Source organism: Methanobacterium formicicum (genome assembly GCF_029848115.1).
GTDB lineage: Archaea > Methanobacteriota > Methanobacteria > Methanobacteriales > Methanobacteriaceae > Methanobacterium > Methanobacterium formicicum.
On record NZ_JARVXG010000042.1, the window covers coordinates 60,001 to 76,566 of the forward strand.

15 protein-coding genes are annotated in these 16,566 nt (G+C 37.8%); 11 read left to right on the plus strand and 4 right to left on the minus strand.

Annotated elements, in window-relative coordinates; all coding sequences use genetic code 11:
• Positions 1–32 precede the first annotated feature (32 nt).
• Both argJ and rfbD read left to right on the plus strand, forming a co-directional pair.
• Positions 33–1,226, plus strand: a complete 1,194-nt coding sequence (gene argJ / locus QC759_RS04825) for a bifunctional ornithine acetyltransferase/N-acetylglutamate synthase (protein WP_048073198.1) — start codon at positions 33–35, stop codon at positions 1,224–1,226.
• A gap of 46 nt (positions 1,227–1,272) precedes the next feature.
• The gene (rfbD, locus tag QC759_RS04830; RefSeq protein ID WP_048073199.1) at positions 1,273–2,112 is read left to right on the plus strand and encodes a dTDP-4-dehydrorhamnose reductase; all 840 of its coding nucleotides are present in this window, start codon (positions 1,273–1,275) and stop codon (positions 2,110–2,112) included.
• Between the two features lie 212 nt (positions 2,113–2,324).
• Here the strand turns inward: rfbD and QC759_RS04835 are convergent, their stop codons facing one another.
• On the minus strand, positions 2,325–3,560 hold the full coding sequence (locus tag QC759_RS04835) for an LL-diaminopimelate aminotransferase (protein WP_048073200.1): 1,236 nt from the start codon (positions 3,558–3,560) through the stop codon (positions 2,325–2,327).
• Between the two features lie 240 nt (positions 3,561–3,800).
• Here QC759_RS04835 and QC759_RS04840 point away from each other — a divergent pair, with 240 nt between their 5' ends.
• From QC759_RS04840 to QC759_RS04850, 3 genes are all read left to right on the plus strand, one after another.
• Positions 3,801–4,049, plus strand: coding sequence for a hypothetical protein (locus QC759_RS04840; RefSeq protein ID WP_048073201.1), 249 nt, complete (start codon positions 3,801–3,803; stop codon positions 4,047–4,049).
• Between the two features lie 82 nt (positions 4,050–4,131).
• Positions 4,132–5,532, plus strand: coding sequence for a pseudomurein biosynthesis peptide ligase pMurD1 (gene murD1 / locus QC759_RS04845; protein ID WP_048073202.1), 1,401 nt, complete (start codon positions 4,132–4,134; stop codon positions 5,530–5,532).
• A 386-nt stretch (positions 5,533–5,918) separates the two neighbouring features.
• On the plus strand, positions 5,919–8,342 hold the full coding sequence (locus tag QC759_RS04850; protein WP_052659985.1) for a HEAT repeat domain-containing protein: 2,424 nt from the start codon (positions 5,919–5,921) through the stop codon (positions 8,340–8,342).
• Positions 8,343–8,547: 205 nt separating this feature from the next.
• On the opposite strand, the gene QC759_RS04855 is transcribed toward QC759_RS04850, so the two are convergent.
• Positions 8,548–10,056 carry an MBL fold metallo-hydrolase gene (locus QC759_RS04855; protein WP_048073203.1) on the minus strand — a complete coding sequence of 503 codons (1,509 nt, stop codon included), beginning with the start codon at positions 10,054–10,056 and terminating at the stop codon, positions 8,548–8,550.
• 366 nt (positions 10,057–10,422) lie between these two features.
• On the opposite strand from QC759_RS04855, the gene QC759_RS04860 reads away from it, so the two are divergent.
• From QC759_RS04860 to QC759_RS04870, 3 genes are all read left to right on the plus strand, one after another.
• Positions 10,423–10,638, plus strand: a complete 216-nt coding sequence (locus QC759_RS04860) for a hypothetical protein (protein ID WP_048073204.1) — start codon at positions 10,423–10,425, stop codon at positions 10,636–10,638.
• Between the two features lie 383 nt (positions 10,639–11,021).
• Positions 11,022–11,927, plus strand: coding sequence for a 3'-5' exoribonuclease YhaM family protein (locus QC759_RS04865; protein ID WP_048073205.1), 906 nt, complete (start codon positions 11,022–11,024; stop codon positions 11,925–11,927).
• Between the two features lie 191 nt (positions 11,928–12,118).
• Entirely contained in the window at positions 12,119–12,283 is a 165-nt protein-coding gene (locus QC759_RS04870) for a hypothetical protein (protein ID WP_277897235.1), read from the plus strand.
• A gap of 549 nt (positions 12,284–12,832) precedes the next feature.
• Here the strand turns inward: QC759_RS04870 and QC759_RS04875 are convergent.
• Positions 12,833–13,048 (minus strand): hypothetical protein, encoded by a 216-nt coding sequence (locus QC759_RS04875; RefSeq protein ID WP_048073206.1) that lies wholly within the window; start codon positions 13,046–13,048, stop codon positions 12,833–12,835.
• A gap of 1,006 nt (positions 13,049–14,054) precedes the next feature.
• Between QC759_RS04875 and QC759_RS04880 the strand changes: the two genes are divergently transcribed.
• The 3 genes from QC759_RS04880 to QC759_RS04890 all read left to right on the plus strand — a co-directional run bounded on the left by QC759_RS04880 (position 14,055) and on the right by QC759_RS04890 (position 16,013).
• Positions 14,055–14,729, plus strand: a complete 675-nt coding sequence (locus QC759_RS04880) for a peptidoglycan-binding domain-containing protein (protein WP_048073207.1) — start codon at positions 14,055–14,057, stop codon at positions 14,727–14,729.
• Between the two features lie 315 nt (positions 14,730–15,044).
• Positions 15,045–15,551: an NUDIX hydrolase gene (locus QC759_RS04885; protein WP_048073208.1), complete on the plus strand. Its 507-nt coding sequence runs from the start codon at positions 15,045–15,047 to the stop codon at positions 15,549–15,551.
• 177 nt (positions 15,552–15,728) lie between these two features.
• Positions 15,729–16,013, plus strand: coding sequence for a hypothetical protein (locus tag QC759_RS04890; RefSeq protein ID WP_048073209.1), 285 nt, complete (start codon positions 15,729–15,731; stop codon positions 16,011–16,013).
• Positions 16,014–16,373: 360 nt separating this feature from the next.
• On the opposite strand, the gene QC759_RS04895 is transcribed toward QC759_RS04890, so the two are convergent.
• Positions 16,374–16,566, minus strand: a 193-nt coding sequence (locus QC759_RS04895) for a hypothetical protein (protein WP_279845177.1), incomplete at its 5' end; no start/stop codon positions are given.

The following is a 16,566-nucleotide window of genomic DNA, read 5'->3' on the forward strand; positions in this document are numbered from 1 at the left end:
AAAGATATTTAGACGGATAAAAAGGTGGGAAAATGAAAAAAGTTGAAGGCGGAATATGTGCAGTGGAAAATGTCCTGGCAGCTGGTGCCTGTGAAGACAATTACGGGGTGGCACTTATCCACTACCCACAAAGCAGTGCCGCAGCAGTATTCACCAGAAATAAAGTACAGGCCGCCCCTATTATCATCACTAGAGAATCAGTTAAAAATGGAAAACTATCGGCAATAGTAGCCAACAGTGGCAATGCCAACTGTTTCACTGGTGAAAAAGGCATTGATGATGCTAAAGAAATGACCCACCAAGTTGCCCAAGGCCTGAACATCCTACCGGAAGATGTGGCTGTAGCCTCCACCGGGATCATTGGACGCCAACTACCCCTACCCATCATCAGCAAACTCATCACCGATGCTCTGCGAAGACTGGATAATTCACCTACAGCCTCTAAAAACGCTGCTGAGGCTATAATGACCACTGACACATATCCCAAGGAATTTGCAGTGGAAACTACACTTACTAATGGTAAAACAGTCCGTATTGGGGGGATATGTAAGGGTTCGGGAATGATCGCCCCTAACATGGGCACCATGCTTTCTTTCCTTACCACGGATATAGAAGCCAGCCCAGCAGAACTCGAAGAAGCCCTGCAGAAATCGGTGGAAAAAACATTCAACATGGTGGTGGTGGATGGAGATGAAAGCACCAATGACATCGTGGTACTCTTATCCCGACCCGGCCAGGGAAACATCGATGAAAAATTCCAGGAAGCCCTGGACTATCTGTGCAGTGAACTTACCCGGATGCTGGCCCGGGATGGGGAAGGGGCAACCAAGTACATGGAAGTAGAAGTTATCGGTGCCCAAAGCCTTAATGATGCTAGAATTGCCGCTCGATCAATTGTTAAATCACCACTGGTAAAAACTGCTTTATTTGGAGCCGATCCTAACTGGGGCCGTATTGTGGCTGCAGTGGGCTATTCTGGAGCCAGTATGAATGAGGAAACCGTTACTGTCTCCCTTGAAGATGGTGAACGAAGGGTGGCTGTGGTAGATAAAGGTGAAATAAAGGCCTTTGATGGTACAGAAGAGCTTGAACTGGCAGAAAGCATAATGGAAAGGGAAACCATTAAAATAACCGTTGATTTATCACTCGGAACATTTATGGCCACAGCCTATGGATGTGACCTAAGTTATGACTACGTACGCATAAATTCAGAGTACTCTACTTAAATTGTAATTACAATTTGATTATATTCAAAACTACAGGTAAGATAAAATGAAAGTAATGATTATAGGCGCAGAAGGAATGTTAGGGCACGATTTGGAAGATATTTTATCCAAGGACCACCAGATAAGCACCACCACCATTGACACCCTGGACATAACTGACATTGAAAAAACCATTAAGACTGTGAAAGACATTAACCCCGATGTACTGGTTCATGCCGCTGCATTTACCGATGTTGATGGAAGTGAAGACAAAGAAGACCTGGCTTATAATGTAAATGCATTGGGAACACGTAACGTGGCACTGGCCTGCCGGGAAGCGGACAGTGCACTGGTTTACATCTGTACGGACTATGTATTTGATGGAACCAAAGGCACACCCTACCGGGAGTATGACCAGACCAATCCCCTCAGTGTTTATGGAAAAACCAAACACCAGGGTGAAGTATACATCCGTGATATACTCAATAAATTCTACATTGTCCGGACAGCATGGTTATACGGATACCATGGCCCTAACTTCGTCACTACCATGCTAAAATTAGCAGAAAACCATGATAGCATTTCGGTGGTTAGTGACCAGGTAGGATCCCCCACCTACACCCGGGACCTGGCTAATGCCATAAACCAGCTAATAACCAAACCTGCTTATGGTATTTACCACGTTACTAACAGTGATCACTGCTCCTGGTATGAATACGCCCAGGAAATCTTCCAGAATGCGGGTATTGACATTGAACTTAAACCGGTATCCACCGAGGAATTTGGTAGTGCTGCTCCCCGTCCACTGTACTCTGTTCTGGATAATTACAACTGGAAAATGGAAGGATTCCCACCAATCCGAAGTTACAAAGATGCATTGAAAGAGTATATGGAATTGTTAAAATAAAAAAAGCAATAATTACTCGGTTAAAAACTAATAACCATTTTTTTCTATTTATTTTATATTATTCTATCAATATTGGCCAAAAAACTGTTTTTAAAGATATATTATCTAAAAAATTAATTTTAAATAATAAAAAAATAGTAAACGGGAATTGATTAGTAATTCCCTTAGTTTTATGAATTTTCTTAAGTGCAGCGATTATTCTTTAATTGAACCTAGAGGGTGAGTTTAGATATTCTCTCCATGGCCTTTTCAGTATTTTCCAGGGTGTTAAAGGCGGTTAACCGGAGGTAACCTTCACCACTGGGACCGAAACCCACACCGGGAGTTCCCACCACATGGGCTTCATCCAGGAGCAAATCAAAAAACTGCCAGGAATCCATAGCCTGGGGAGTTTTAACCCAGATATATGGTGAATTAATTCCACCGTAAACCCGTAAACCCAGATTTTCCAGGCTGTTCCTGATGATAGAAGCATTGTTCATGTAATAATCAATGGATTCATTGATCTCTTTCTGACCCTCAGGGGAGTACACTGCACAGGTAGCCATCTGTATGGGATAAGAAACTCCGTTGAACTTGGTGGTTTGGCGCCGGTTCCAGAGACTGTTAATGGAATGGGGATTTCCTTCACCATCAAATCCCACCAGTTCCCGGGGGACCACGGTGAAAGCACACCGGGTACCAGTGAAACCAGCATTTTTGGAGAAACTCCTAAATTCAATGGCCACTTCACGGGCACCTTCGATCTCATAAATACTGTGGGGAATGTTATCTTCCCTTATGTAAGCTTCGTAAGCAGCGTCAAATAAAATAATGGAATTATTTTCCCGGGCGTAATCCACCCACTGTGCCAGTTGTTCTTTGGTAAGAGCAGTACCCGTGGGATTGTTGGGGAAACAAAGGTAAATCAGATCTACGGGTGTTGTGGGGAGTTCGGGTACAAATCCGTTATCTTCAGTGCAGGGGATGTAAACCAGTTTCTGGTAACGGCCATCATCACCCATGGGTCCGGTTCTGCCCGCCATGACATTACTTTCCACGTAGACCGGGTAAACTGGATCGGTAACTGCCACAGTGTTTAACAGGCCAAATATCTCCTGAATATTACCAGTGTCACACTTGGCACCGTCGCTGATGAAAACTTCATCCGGGGCAAGGTCTATACCGCGTGGTGCGTAATCATTTTTTATGATTTCATTGATCAGAAAGTCATAACCCTGTTCTGGACCATAACCACGGAATGATTTGGCATCACCCATTTCCTGTACAGCTTCAGTGAATTTTTCAACCACAGCACGGGGTAAAGGTCGGGTTACATCTCCAATACCCATTCGTATTATATCCACATCAGGATTATCATTCTGGTATTTCTCTACTCTCTGGTTAATTTCCGAGAAAATATAGTTGCTTTTAATTAACAGATAGTTTTCATTAATTATAACTGCCATCTAAGATTACTCCTATGATTTTTCATTAATAAATTCTTGTTAATGGGGTATTGCATAAAGAAATTTTTATTAAGAAATTAAATCTATTTCCAATCTTTTCCACCCATTATTCTTATTATAACCTATTTTCTCGTTATCTCTATTTATCCTTTTTTACAGTCCGTATATTATCATCAATATGATATAGGGGAAGAGTAAAATTTATTTTTTAGTATTACTTAATATAATTAAAGTAAGATAATGTCGGGTAGTGAAAGATTTGGGAAAAAATCTATAAGTAGACTAAGCCAAAATGACCTTGTGGATAATTATCTTAAGGGTTTCATTGGAAATTATTTAAAAAAGCCAATAGGTTGCATTCAATATATTTATACGAGTAAATTAAATATGTTAAATGCTCAGGGAACCGCTAGTACTATATCTTCCGGAGGGGTTCACTTTCTGGATAAAGTTTATATGGACAAAATGGGGAAGTTTAACCCATTTTAAAACTAGGATTAGGATTAAATTTTGACATTTCCTATTCAAAATATATTTTAGGGAATATTTATTAAATTGAGGAGAATTTGACATGAAGTGCGTGGTAATAGGTGCAGGTAATGCTGGAAGACCAGCTGCCAGAATTTTAAATTATGCAGGTCACCAAGTTCAAATAACTGATGAAAAGGAAATGGAGGAATTTCCGGAAGACGTGCAGAAAACTCTCCTTAAAATGGAAGAAGAAGGAGTGGATCTCCAACTGGGATGGGATGACCCCACCAACATTGATGATGTGGATGCAGTTTACATTTCACCTAACATCCCCAAAGATTCCCCCATCCGACATTATCTGGTGGATAATGAATTAAAATTACTTATTAACCAGGATATTGCTGATATTGTTGATAAAACTATTAATATGGATGTTATAGGTGTGACTGGAACTTTGGGAAAAACCAGCACCACCCATGCCATCTCTGAAATTTTTAAAAATGCCGGTTACAGTGTATGGACCTGTTCATCCCTATCAGGCAACCTGCTCAGTGAAGTTATTGTGGATGGAATCATCAAGGGGGATCATCTTAAAAGTGATATTGCAGTGCTAGAGCTACCCCACGGTACCATTCGACTTCTTTCGGAGCTCAAACTTAAGGTGGGATTAATAACCAATATCTATGCAGATCATCTATCGGAATTCGAGGGTTCCCTGGAAAAATACACCAAGAGAAAACTCATGATCATTGAATCCAGTGAAACCCTGGTGGCCAGCTCCCAGTGCACTCCATTCCTTCAGGATCACGATGCTGTTTATTACTGCTCCCGGGGCAGCGACTGTGACATTAAAGGGTACTTAAAAGAGGACAAAATTAAGATAAAATATAAATTAAAGAAAAAAGAAGGCGAATTTGAAACAAAATTCAACCTGAAGGGATACTACTTTGAAAATGCAATTGCGGCGGCGGCCGTTGCCCTGGCCTATGGTCTTAAAGAAGATTCCATAGTGGATGGAATGAATAAATTTAAGGGCATACCGGGTCATTTAGAGTATGTTGGGGATTACTGTGGACGTGAAGTTCACTTCGATGCTGCATTTGTTCCTGAAGGCATAATTTCCACCCTGGAACAGTTTTCTCAGGACAAATCTAATTTAATAGTATTGATTGATAATCCTGATAGTACCAATCCTCGTGACAAGTTCCAGATAGGTAAATTACTGGGGGACTATGCCCAGGTAATCATCGCCAGCGGATTTAATGAAACCACCGGTGTTTTGGACATGAAATCTGCCCAGGAAGTTCTGGAAGGTGCTAAAGATGCGGATGCCCTAAAAATCGCCACCGAGGATATGATCACTGCTGGTGAATATTCAATTAAACATTCAAAACCTGGAGATACCATACTACATATTGGTCCAGGGGCTATAACCAACTACCAGGACCTTAAAGATAAAATGATGAAGGGAATAGAGGAAGGATGTAAAAAATATTCATAGAAACAGTTTTACAATAATCTGGAATAGAATTATCCGGAAAATAGCTGAAATATAATCTATTTTTTCTTCTTTTTCTCTATCAAAATCTTTCAGGAGTATCGAACAAAGAAGAATCAAAGTATTCATAATCTTCACCGGGAGAAAGGCTTTTTTGCCCCCTAATCTGCACCTATCATAACAATGTTGTTAAAGGATGTTGATGCACCGGGGTCAATATTTCTGCGGGTAATCATAACAAAGGTTACAAAAATATGTCATAGCCACATGTATTTTAGATGGAAAAATGTAATTAAGTTAAAAATCAGTTAGCAAGGGTAACTAAACTGAGATTTAAATAGTATCATGATTAATGTCGGAACTTTAATTTAGGTTAAGGTGTTTAAAAAATGGGATATCTGGTATGCCAGGAATGTGGTGGCTATTATAAATTGCAGGAAGGTGAATCAAAGGATGATTTCGTCTCTTGTGAATGTTACGGTGCTTTAGTGTACGTAGAGTCCATTGAAGATTATTTCAATCCTGATGAACAATCTCCCGGCGAAGTTAGGGATAAATCATCAGATAATGTTCTTAAAACTTTGAAGAATGAATCGACTACCTCTGTTACTGAAAATTTGGAGGATAACTCATCTGATTCTAATCCTGAGGAACCGGAGGATATATCTTCTGCTCCTATTCTTGAGAAACCAGGGGATAAATCACTTGCACCTATTCCCGAAAACATGGAAAAAAAGGACCCGGATATTAAGTTATCTGCACTTCCGGAAGAAATGGCAGTCACATCTTCTAAAATCACCTCTAATTCTGATGAGAGCTCTGATTATAAAGAATCAGGGAGGGGTGCCAGTGAAAAATTGAATAATGAATCTTCGCAGATCCCAGAAACTGAAACACCGATAAACCCGGGCCCAAGTAAACCCCCTAGTTTTCCTTTATTCCGGCAGCCAGAGGGAAACCACACCATTAAAAACAGAAATTACTATCATAAAATAAATTCCCGGGACAAGAAACCCGATGTAAAAACCTTAAAACTTATAAAAGACATTAACGGGTTAATAGCTGCCCTTAATTACCATGATTCCTCAGTTAAACTGGAAGCAGTGAAGGCACTGGGGAGTCTAGCTGATGAAAGAGCTATTGAACCCCTAAAAAAAGTTAAAGAAAAGGAGAAAGGCATCCTTAGAACCTTTGCCGGTAATGCTATTTTTCAAATTGAATCCAAAAATAAAGGATTGAAATCCCGGAACAGGGCTGATTATCGTAAAAAATACTATGAAGAATCTCTGTCCCCCATGGGAAAAAGTGAACCCACAAATCATAATCTAAGTGAAAACCGGGGCGATTTATCCCAAATCTCCGCGTTTAAAAATTCAGTTCCTGCTGATTCTTCGCTTAAAGATACCGTAGCCACTAAAGTACCAGAAACATCTAAAGCACATGAAGAACCTAAAAATACCCAAGTATCAGAAGGAATTGGACCTGTAGACAGCCAATTGCAGAATAAATCTAAAACACCAACCCCTATTGATTCGAAGGTCCCTACCCACCAGGAACTACATGATGAATTGCAAGTTCCGGCTAAACCGGAAGTACCTATTGAATTTAAGGGTGCTGCTAATAAAGATATAAGTTCGAAATGGCCTTCTACCGAACTTGATGTTCATATTGGACAGAATGTATCGGTAAAACCAGATAAAACTTCAAAATTAGATTTAACCCGTAGCCCAGAAGCTGTAAATGAAACTATAACATCAAGTACTGATCATAAATCAGTGCGAAACATGATCCTGGGAAAATTCAGGGGATCTGGCAAGTCTCAATCTCATGAACAGGTGTTATCTGAAAAATCGGACATACTACCTAAATCCACGTATAATAATCAGGAATCTTCGGAGAAAATTGTATATGAGAAAATAGATGATTTGAAGGATTTAAAGAAAGTTAAATCTGATAAAACTTCTCCTAAAATTGCTGATACTGATAAGAAATTCCTTGAAACTATTGATAGTAATATTGATAGGGATATGAAATCTGGAAAAATTAATGAAACCAATAAAGAAACCAGTAAAAAAATTCCAGATGACCACTTCATTCCAGAAGACAGCTATGGGATTCAAGACGATCTTCTTACCAATGAATCCTTATCCACTAGTGAATCCATATCCCCGATAAAATCATCAACTAATCATGATAGCTTAGAGGTAAATGGGCCCCTAGAAGTAGAAACACCTTTGAGGGTGGAGAATCCTGTTGAAGAGGAAAAACTTGTGGAGGTTGAGGAGCCCTCCGAGTTGGAGGAGTCCTTAAAGTTGGAGAAACCTTTGAAGGTAGAGAATCCATTTGAGGTGGAAGAACTTGTGGAGGTTGAAGAGCCCTCCGAGTTGGAGAAGCCTTTAGTGGTGAATGAGTCTTCAGATGTTGAGGAGTCTTTAGTGGCGAATGAATCTTTAGAGGTTAATAAGCCTTTAGAGTTAGAGGAATCTTCAGAAATAGAGGAACCTTCTGAAATGGATAAATCTCCGAAAAACACGGTTTCCCCCGAGGATACAAAATTGGAAAGTGGGGTTACCTCTCCAGAAATTACCAAAACAATAATAAATAACAAACCTGCTTCAATAGAAGTAAATATAACTGGTTCGGATGTTAAATTGAATCCCACGCCTGCAGGGGGATCAGTCAAAGGGGACGTCATCATCAACCCTGATTCTCAGGAATTTTTAGGTCTAAAACGGACAGATTTACAATTGTTAGGATTTATAGCCCTTTTTGCCCTGTCTTTAGTGGTTGGTATTTTACTCACCATGAGCTAGACTTTTAATCCTAAGTTTTAATCTTATGCTTTAATCCTAAATTTAAATTACCTACTATTTGGATTAATAAAACGAGTTTGGTTTAATCCTTATATAAGCCTTAAACTTCATTTTAACTTAAAAGAGTTTCTTATTTTTATACAATACTCTATAATAATTCTATTTCTACAATACTCTATAATAATCTAATATCCATACTGGATTTTCATATGATTTCCTGTTTTTTGGGAAAAATAACCTCGATCCCATCATCGGCAAGTTCGAGGAATTTCTCCTTGTGGGTAGTGTGTACCGGATATAACTTATCAGGATGTATCTCCCTAATCATTTCCAGTATCTCCGGGCCGTTGGCGTGCCCAGATGCATGGAAGCATTTATTTAAGAGGGGCAAGTTGAATAACTTCAACCAATTACGCACCTTCCTTTCATTTATTTCCATCTGATCATCAAAGGGTTCTGTACTGGACTTGATGTAGATACCATTCTCGGGTTTTATATCAATAAGTTCCTTTAACTCAAAAAAATCACAGCGAAATATGTAATCCCGTGGATTTTCCTGTAGATCATGATAGGTGAGAACGTTGTCATTTTCCAGTAGTTTTCTTTCCCACTTTTTATAATCCCGGAGAGAATGTGCAGATTCAATGTCCTCATCAATGGTGGAGGCACACAGCCATTCATCATCCACACAGGCAAAACTATTATCCCCCACCAGACCCCATCCTTTACGGGGTTTGTAGATCATAACCTCCCCTATACCCGGATACTCCTGGTGGTGTTCCTGGAATAGGTTCAGAATATAGGCCTGTTTAAGGCTCACCACCAGTTTTCGGTCAGTGTCCTCGGCCACTTTGTAGAAGGTTAAAAGCCGGTCCAGATCCCGCACAGGATAATTAACAACTACCAGGCCTTGGCACCGATTAACGGATTCCACTGCCCGTTTTTCAATGTCAAACTCATTTACACTGGTTTGGCTGTCAATTCGAGTCCCTTCACTGATCATAATAGTGGGATTGGATTTTTTAGCTTCTTTAACGAATTTATTGGTGAGTTCCGGGTGCCTTCCATGGAAACGGAGGTCTCCAGTGTATACAATGGTGTCCTCCTCATTTTCACCAATATATGCCGTTGCGCCGGGTAGTGAATGGTCAACCGGGGCAGATTTAATCTTGAAATTCCCGATTTCAAATTTTTGGTAGGGTTTCACTACGTGGATGTCCCGGTCAACTACGTTGGCCCGGGAGCGCATGTAACCGTCTCCACGCTTTTTGGGCTCCAGGTAAAAGGATTTTTTTAAATGGAGATATTCTGAGAAGGATGCAGCACCAGTTTCTTCCAGTGCCTTTAAAATCAGGTGTGATTCATTGGTGAGGTAGATGGGAATATCTTCCCGGAGATGATGTACATAGGCCACGTGGTCCACGTGGGAATGGCTAATCAGCACTCCATCAACCGATGGTTCAGATGGGTAGGGCAGACCTACATGCCGCAGGTAGTCTTCACGATAAATTCCTTCAATGTAGGGTAACAGGCCCAGCTCGATAAAGTCACAGATTCCATTGGCCTTGCGGGGTTGCAGGAACTCCGACAAATAATCATTGGCTTGGGAAAATCCCATTCCAAAATCAAAGAAGAATGAGGTCTTATCATCATTAACCCTGATTTTATTCCCCCCAATTTCATCCACGCCTCCGAAAAAATCAATACTGGTCAAAGGATACACCTACATTAGCTATCAGTCACATTTCCAAATTAAATTCGGTTACCATTAAGATATGACTTTGGATAAATTTAGTTCTGTTTTAACGTTTATATAGATAAATTTCCCGTTAAAGAGGTAGTAAGAGGGCTAGCTGGCAATTCATGGGAAATTAGGAGGGATTATATTATTATTCCATTTTTTCTGTTTATTCATTTGGGATGGGGGGTTAATAGAATTATCCCTAAATCCGGTGGTAAACTTAGGTTACCACCACACTTAGGCTATCAAACTTACACTCCATAAGACTTCTTGTGGTAAGAAAATCATGGAAAATAATTTCAACCTTAAAATTCATAGTATGCATGGAGGTGTTATAAGATGTGTGAAGATGAAGATTGTGGCTGCCATAAAAAACATCACCAGGGACATCACGGACAGTATCACCACCATCATGGGCACCGTGGATACGCCACCATAGCTAAAAGGACGGGAGAGACTGTGAACATCCCAGAAATACTATTTGAGGTAGCAAACATAAAAGAAGGGGATTTTTTTAAGATTTACGTTCGTAAACTTAAAAAACATGAACATTAACCATACATCAAAAAAATATTCCCCCTTTTTTCATTCACTATTCTGAAACTATTTTTTTCCTGTAAATTAAAATTCCTGTAATTATTTCAAATTAGAAGTAATTTACGCTGTTTTTCTACCTTTTTCACGTTATTTAAAGAAAAATCATTTTGGGATTATAAAGTAACCCTAATTTTAAACCACAATTCTCACCCAGTGAATATGATAGTAATGTTTTAATTATGGGGGGATATTAACTACCTATGAATAAGTAAAATCAGCGGCGTTTAGTATGCTCATCCCCTAATGAAATTGATTACTTTAACCCTAAAACTACGGCTAATAATAAGTATTAACTTTAATAATAGTATTTCTAAGGATAAGGAAGGGAATGGAGACTTATCATGTTTAAAGAGGAAAAAGATTTCATTGAAAACTTGAACAGTGTTAGAAGAATCAGTACCTCATTTGTTATAGCCAGTGCCACAGTCAAAAAGGCGCGCAACGGTAAAGACTACCTTGAATTTAGTTTAACTGATAAAAGTGGTCAGATAACGGCGCGAATGTTTCCCAACCGCAATGCCCATGAGATCTACGATACAATTAATGAGAAATGCATTTACCAGATAAATGGAGTGGTAGATGAGTTTCCCCGTAACTCCCAGAATTTCAGCATAAAAATTGATGATCTGCAGGCCCTGGAAGAAGATAATTACCAGCTGGATGATTTCATCCGAACATCCAGTAAAGACCGGGAAGAACTTCTAGATGAGATTAAAAACACGGTGGAAGAAATGGAAAACATCTATCTTAAGAATCTACTTAATTCCTTTTTCACTGACCCCGAATTTACCCAGGAATTTTGCACCGCACCTTCGGCAAAAGTTTACCACCACAACTATGTAGGGGGTTTACTGGAGCACAGTGTAGAAGTACTGCAAATATGCAGAACTATGTGCCATATATTCCCTCAGCTGGACCAGGATCTCTTATATACCGGGGCAATACTCCATGACGTGGGTAAATTAAAGGCCTATGACTATGATCTCATCAGTATTGACATCTCCAACGAGGGAAAACTATTGGATCATCTATTCATCTCTGCAGAAATGGTTAAAGAGAAGATTAACATCTTAGATATGGATATGCCAGAAGAACTACAAACCCAAGTGTTACATCTAATACTGAGCCATCATGGCGCTGTTCGAAATGGATGGGGCTCACCAGTTGATCCCAAAACTCCCGAAGCAATTGCCTTGCATCATGCCGATGATTTAGATGCAAAGGTTAAGGGATCAATCCAAAAATAATCCGAAATAGGGAAGATTAGAGGATAATCATTAAAAATTCCTTTATCTTCTCCAATTGCAAATCTAAATTGACTATATATAATCAATAGGATGACTAATCAATAGGATGACCAGGACTTTAATGTGGAGACTTAAAAAGAATAAAAGGACTAGTGGCCACGATTTTTTAGTTTATATGAGAAAGGGGGTTTATGATGGTAATGGATGACATTGACCGGGAACTGGAAAACTATCAGAAAGCAATGGACAATGAAAAAAGAAAAACAGCACGGATAAACTGGTTGCTATTCTTGGTTTTGGTAGTGGTGATAATTATCTTTGTATATTCCTTGTGGAGATATCAAGCCCTTAACTAACCGGGATAATTCCCGCGAATAATTCCTTAAACCTTATTCGAATGCACAAAATAAGGTTTAATATTGAAAGATAATGAAATTTCAGAAATAAATGTAATCTAAATTGATAACTCTCGTTATAGAATATAAAATTAGATATTATAATCACTAGAGATGTTTACATGCGCAATCTAATGATTTTGCATTGAACACTCCTTCATTTACATTTTAATTTTAATTCGTTAAGTCCCTCTTCAATTAAACCATCGAAGAACTCTTCGAACCTGTCATCCAGGTGATCACAGGCCACTCTTTTATCAACCATTCTCCACCACCAAACTCTAAAAAGAGTTAGGATTACCTGTATTATAAAGTTTATGATAATAATTGAATAACAGGATAAAAAAATTAACAGCCTGATCAATTATTTAGTTAGAAATAAAATTGATAATCGAATTTAAAAGTTATTTTAATGAGGTCTATTCTGTTTATAATAATAAAGTCAGTTTAAAATAAGAGAATGGTGAAAAGTGAATAGATAATTAATAGGGTGATCGAATTTAAAGTTGTTTAAATTTCGATCTTCTTTACTTCTTCTTTCAGCTTACGATCCTTGCAGAACTCAAACAGATGGCCACATTCACTGCAAAGAATTACCCCTTGTTTACCATCGGGAATATGTGGAATGTAACAGGTATCCACTGAGGTCTGTTTAGTTCTTTGGGATATTGTTTTGTCTTTACAACCGCATACAGGACAGGCCTGGTTAAGATCTTCTGATTTCATTATATGTTCCTCCTTTACTCCCATTTATTATTTGTTACCTATAGTATATTTTTTTATGGATAGGGCGATTTTACACTGCTTCACAGTGCACGATCAATTAAATCCCTACACCTATCACCATGATTGGTTCGGATATACTCGAACGTATGGTATTATACGAACAATACTATATAAACTTTTTTATTGTGTATTATAAAATTTATTACAATAATTTAAACTGCAGGATTAGTCTTTAAATTTGGCTATATTAAAATATGAACCATATTTAAACTTATTTTGTTCTTTATCACTATATTATAGTATTAAAAAATTTTGGGGGGGAACCATGGGTATCTCCTCTTGAAAATTCCTAGCAACACGAGTATTTGAATTATTGACTTTGGATTTACTACCTTTAAGAATATAATTGTAACATGAAACTTAAAATATCTGATATTGCCTTAATAATGAATATTTTGATTAATTATAGAAATTAATCGTATTTTGTTGTATTGGTACGAAAAAAAGTATTACTGGCTTAATTTAAGAAAAATCTGCCAATTACATAATAAATAAACTTTTTGGCATTTATAATCTTTAATTTGATTATAAAACTATCTAAAACCATAGATTTCTTTTAAAATAGAAATAAGGAAGAGTTTTTTACTGCTACATATTGACTCCTCGGTGATGGATTATCCACTAGCTACCTGTTATTTAAAATTGCCCTAATACTCTTTTATTTTTTAGATTTAGTCATGATTTGATGATTATTAACCAATTTAAACCTCCTTTGGTCTCTTCCTATTATCCAAGGAAAGAAAACCTCTAAATGTGCTTTATTTAATAAAATAGGCTTAAAATGGGCTTTAAAAAAGAAAATAAATCGAAACCTTTATATAACATGTTCAATGATGTGATGGTGTAAAACGTCCTACATCATTCATTTTAAGATTTAGGGCACGGAGGCGATAAAATTAGGCGAAAATTCACACAAGCAATAGTTGTTGCATTGTGTGCACTTTTCATGGTTATCCCTGCTGTGGGAGCCGCGGAAAGTTCAGATACTGAAAATACGGTCGTGACCAACGCAACTACCGACCAAAACTTACAGATAGGAATGACTGGAGAAAATGTCACCCAATTACAAACCTGGTTACAAACCCAAGGATTCTACAAAGGTAAAATTGACGGTGAATTCGGTAATTACACCGATCAGGCTGTCAAAGCATTCCAGCAGTACGTTGGAATAAAAGAAGATGGAATTGTTGGGCCAATCTCTCGTGAGGGTATGGATAATCTGGTTAACGGTGTTTACGCATCAGGTGATGATAGTTCATCCAGTTCATCCAGTAGCACCAGCAGTTCCAGTTCATCCAGTAAAGCTGCCTACGGAACCAGTAAAACTTACTCTGGTAAGTCTTACTCCAGCTCCTACCGATCCAGTAGTAGTGGATGGAGCAGTGGAAAAGGTGTCGGAGATTGCTGGGATAACAGTAACGCACTTTACAGTCAATTAACTGCATCTGGTCAAAAGGCAAGGATCGTTCAGTACGCCAACAGTTATGTCTCCAACCACCGTTCTGTAGAAGTATGGAATGGTAATAGTTGGGTCGATTATGACTACAAAGGTAATGGGTATTCCAACCGATACTACGCAACTTCTCATGGTTCTTCATCAACTGTGATTGCTAGTAGTTAAACCCATTCTACGTGAGTTAAAATTTATCAGCAGTTTTTACCACTGCTGATGAAATCCTTTTTTTTAAAATCAAATTTAATAGAATTTCCCGGTTAGATACAATTTTCAGGGTATTATCCGTTAATTTAGATATGAATTTCATATTCCAAAACTAATTCATTCCTGGACAAATTTAAAGGGGAAGTAGCCTGTATCTTAAAAAATTTATCCCATAAAAAGAGTTTTAATCAAATAAATATTTATAATAGGATTCAAAAACTATCCACAAATTAAACATGAGAATCAGGATTAAGGTAAGTTTATGGAAGTAAAAAAATGATAGACTTTGTTTTTGGACTCTCTGTGAGGGTTTTAATCACTGATGAGGATAACAAGATACTGATTCTTAAACGATCAACTGACTCTAAAACCAATCCGGGTAAGTGGGAACTTCCTGGTGGAAAGGTTGATCAGGGAGAATCCTTTGATCAAGCCCTGATCAGGGAAGTTAGTGAAGAAACTGGACTAAAAATATCCCTGGAACATGTTGTTGGAGTCTCCGAACAGAACCTACACCTGATTAGAGCAGTGCACATTATAATGTCCGGAAAAATCACCGAAGGTACCCTTACCCTCAGTAACGAGCACGAGGGATATGCATGGGTATTTTTTGAAAACCTCTCTGAGTATGAACTGGCTGACTGGTTAGAAGACTTTGTTAACAACCAGGAAACAGATGATAACTCCGAAATTGGTAGTGAAGAGGTTAATCAGGTTACCCGCACCGTGAAACCCTGGTTAAAATCCGTGAAGCAGTCGATGGATAAAATTTTAAAACCATGACCTTTCTTTAATTATCTATTTTTTGGTTAGGATCACAGGACATAAATAAAAACATTTAAACCATTAATAACGTAATAGTTTTTTAATAATAAAATCTGCAATGGAATCATAATGATATGAGGGCTTTAAAATACATTGGCGGATTTTTATTAATAAAATGATGAGGGGATCACCACCGTGACTTTAGAAAAACTGGTCAATGAACGAAATTATATACTGGCGGAATTAAAGGTATATGAAGACCTTCAAGTGGCGCTGGAGAAAATAAAACGGTTTAATATGGAAAATTTTGGGGAAACTCATCTGAAGGTTTATGATACCAGTAATGAGGACGAAATGGAGGAAATGAGTGAAACTGTCGTGGCCATGAAAATAGATGAGCTCACTGATTACCTGCTGCGGATCTCTGAAAATATAAATCAATTAAAAATGGGTGAAGCTTCAGAAAACACTCCAAAATAATATTCTTAATAATATTTTTAATTTTTTTCAATTACCTATTTTTAATATTTTTACTTTCTAATTATGTCCTCTTTGCACCATAATGGAAAATGTTAATTTAAAAATCCTAAAAATAATGACGCTAATATTGTAATAATTGAGTATTTTGCCTCATTAATGAAAATATGCTTTAAAATTCTTTAAAATTCTTTAAATTTGATTAAAACTTGTGAAAATAATTTTTAGCCAATAAACAAGATTAAACGGTCTTTATAGATTTAACGGAAGATTAAAGGCTTTTTAGGGTTATTAAACTCGAATCTACCGCTGAAATAAAAGATTTGAAAATAGGCTCTTTCTTCAATCAGGGTTTAAATTGAGTTAATTACTTGGAAATACTAAAGGAAATAGCGCCTCTTTGAACAGCATGATCAAAAACCTCAAAGAGAGTCCTAAATCTAAAACAAAGCTCCCTACACTCGTTTTTTTGAAAATTATTTCGAAAGCTTTATTAGGGACTTTGAATCCAACCATTATTGTAAAAAAAATAAGACCCATAAATACGTATTTATGG

What these genes read in the sequence shown, in the direction of transcription:
- QC759_RS04880 (WP_048073207.1), top strand. Translation starts at nt 14,055, where the DNA reads ATGGTTATCCCTGCTGTGGGAGCCGCGGAAAGTTCAGATACTGAAAAT.
- QC759_RS04865 (WP_048073205.1), top strand. Translation starts at nt 11,022, where the DNA reads ATGTTTAAAGAGGAAAAAGATTTCATTGAAAACTTGAACAGTGTTAGA.
- QC759_RS04850 (WP_052659985.1), top strand. Translation starts at nt 5,919, where the DNA reads ATGGGATATCTGGTATGCCAGGAATGTGGTGGCTATTATAAATTGCAG.
- QC759_RS04860 (WP_048073204.1), top strand. Translation starts at nt 10,423, where the DNA reads ATGTGTGAAGATGAAGATTGTGGCTGCCATAAAAAACATCACCAGGGA.
- QC759_RS04870 (WP_277897235.1), top strand. Translation starts at nt 12,119, where the DNA reads ATGATGGTAATGGATGACATTGACCGGGAACTGGAAAACTATCAGAAA.
- QC759_RS04835 (WP_048073200.1), bottom strand. Translation starts at nt 3,560, where the DNA reads ATGGCAGTTATAATTAATGAAAACTATCTGTTAATTAAAAGCAACTAT.
- rfbD (WP_048073199.1), top strand. Translation starts at nt 1,273, where the DNA reads ATGAAAGTAATGATTATAGGCGCAGAAGGAATGTTAGGGCACGATTTG.
- murD1 (WP_048073202.1), top strand. Translation starts at nt 4,132, where the DNA reads ATGAAGTGCGTGGTAATAGGTGCAGGTAATGCTGGAAGACCAGCTGCC.
- QC759_RS04840 (WP_048073201.1), top strand. Translation starts at nt 3,801, where the DNA reads ATGTCGGGTAGTGAAAGATTTGGGAAAAAATCTATAAGTAGACTAAGC.
- QC759_RS04885 (WP_048073208.1), top strand. Translation starts at nt 15,045, where the DNA reads ATGATAGACTTTGTTTTTGGACTCTCTGTGAGGGTTTTAATCACTGAT.
- argJ (WP_048073198.1), top strand. Translation starts at nt 33, where the DNA reads ATGAAAAAAGTTGAAGGCGGAATATGTGCAGTGGAAAATGTCCTGGCA.
- QC759_RS04875 (WP_048073206.1), bottom strand. Translation starts at nt 13,048, where the DNA reads ATGAAATCAGAAGATCTTAACCAGGCCTGTCCTGTATGCGGTTGTAAA.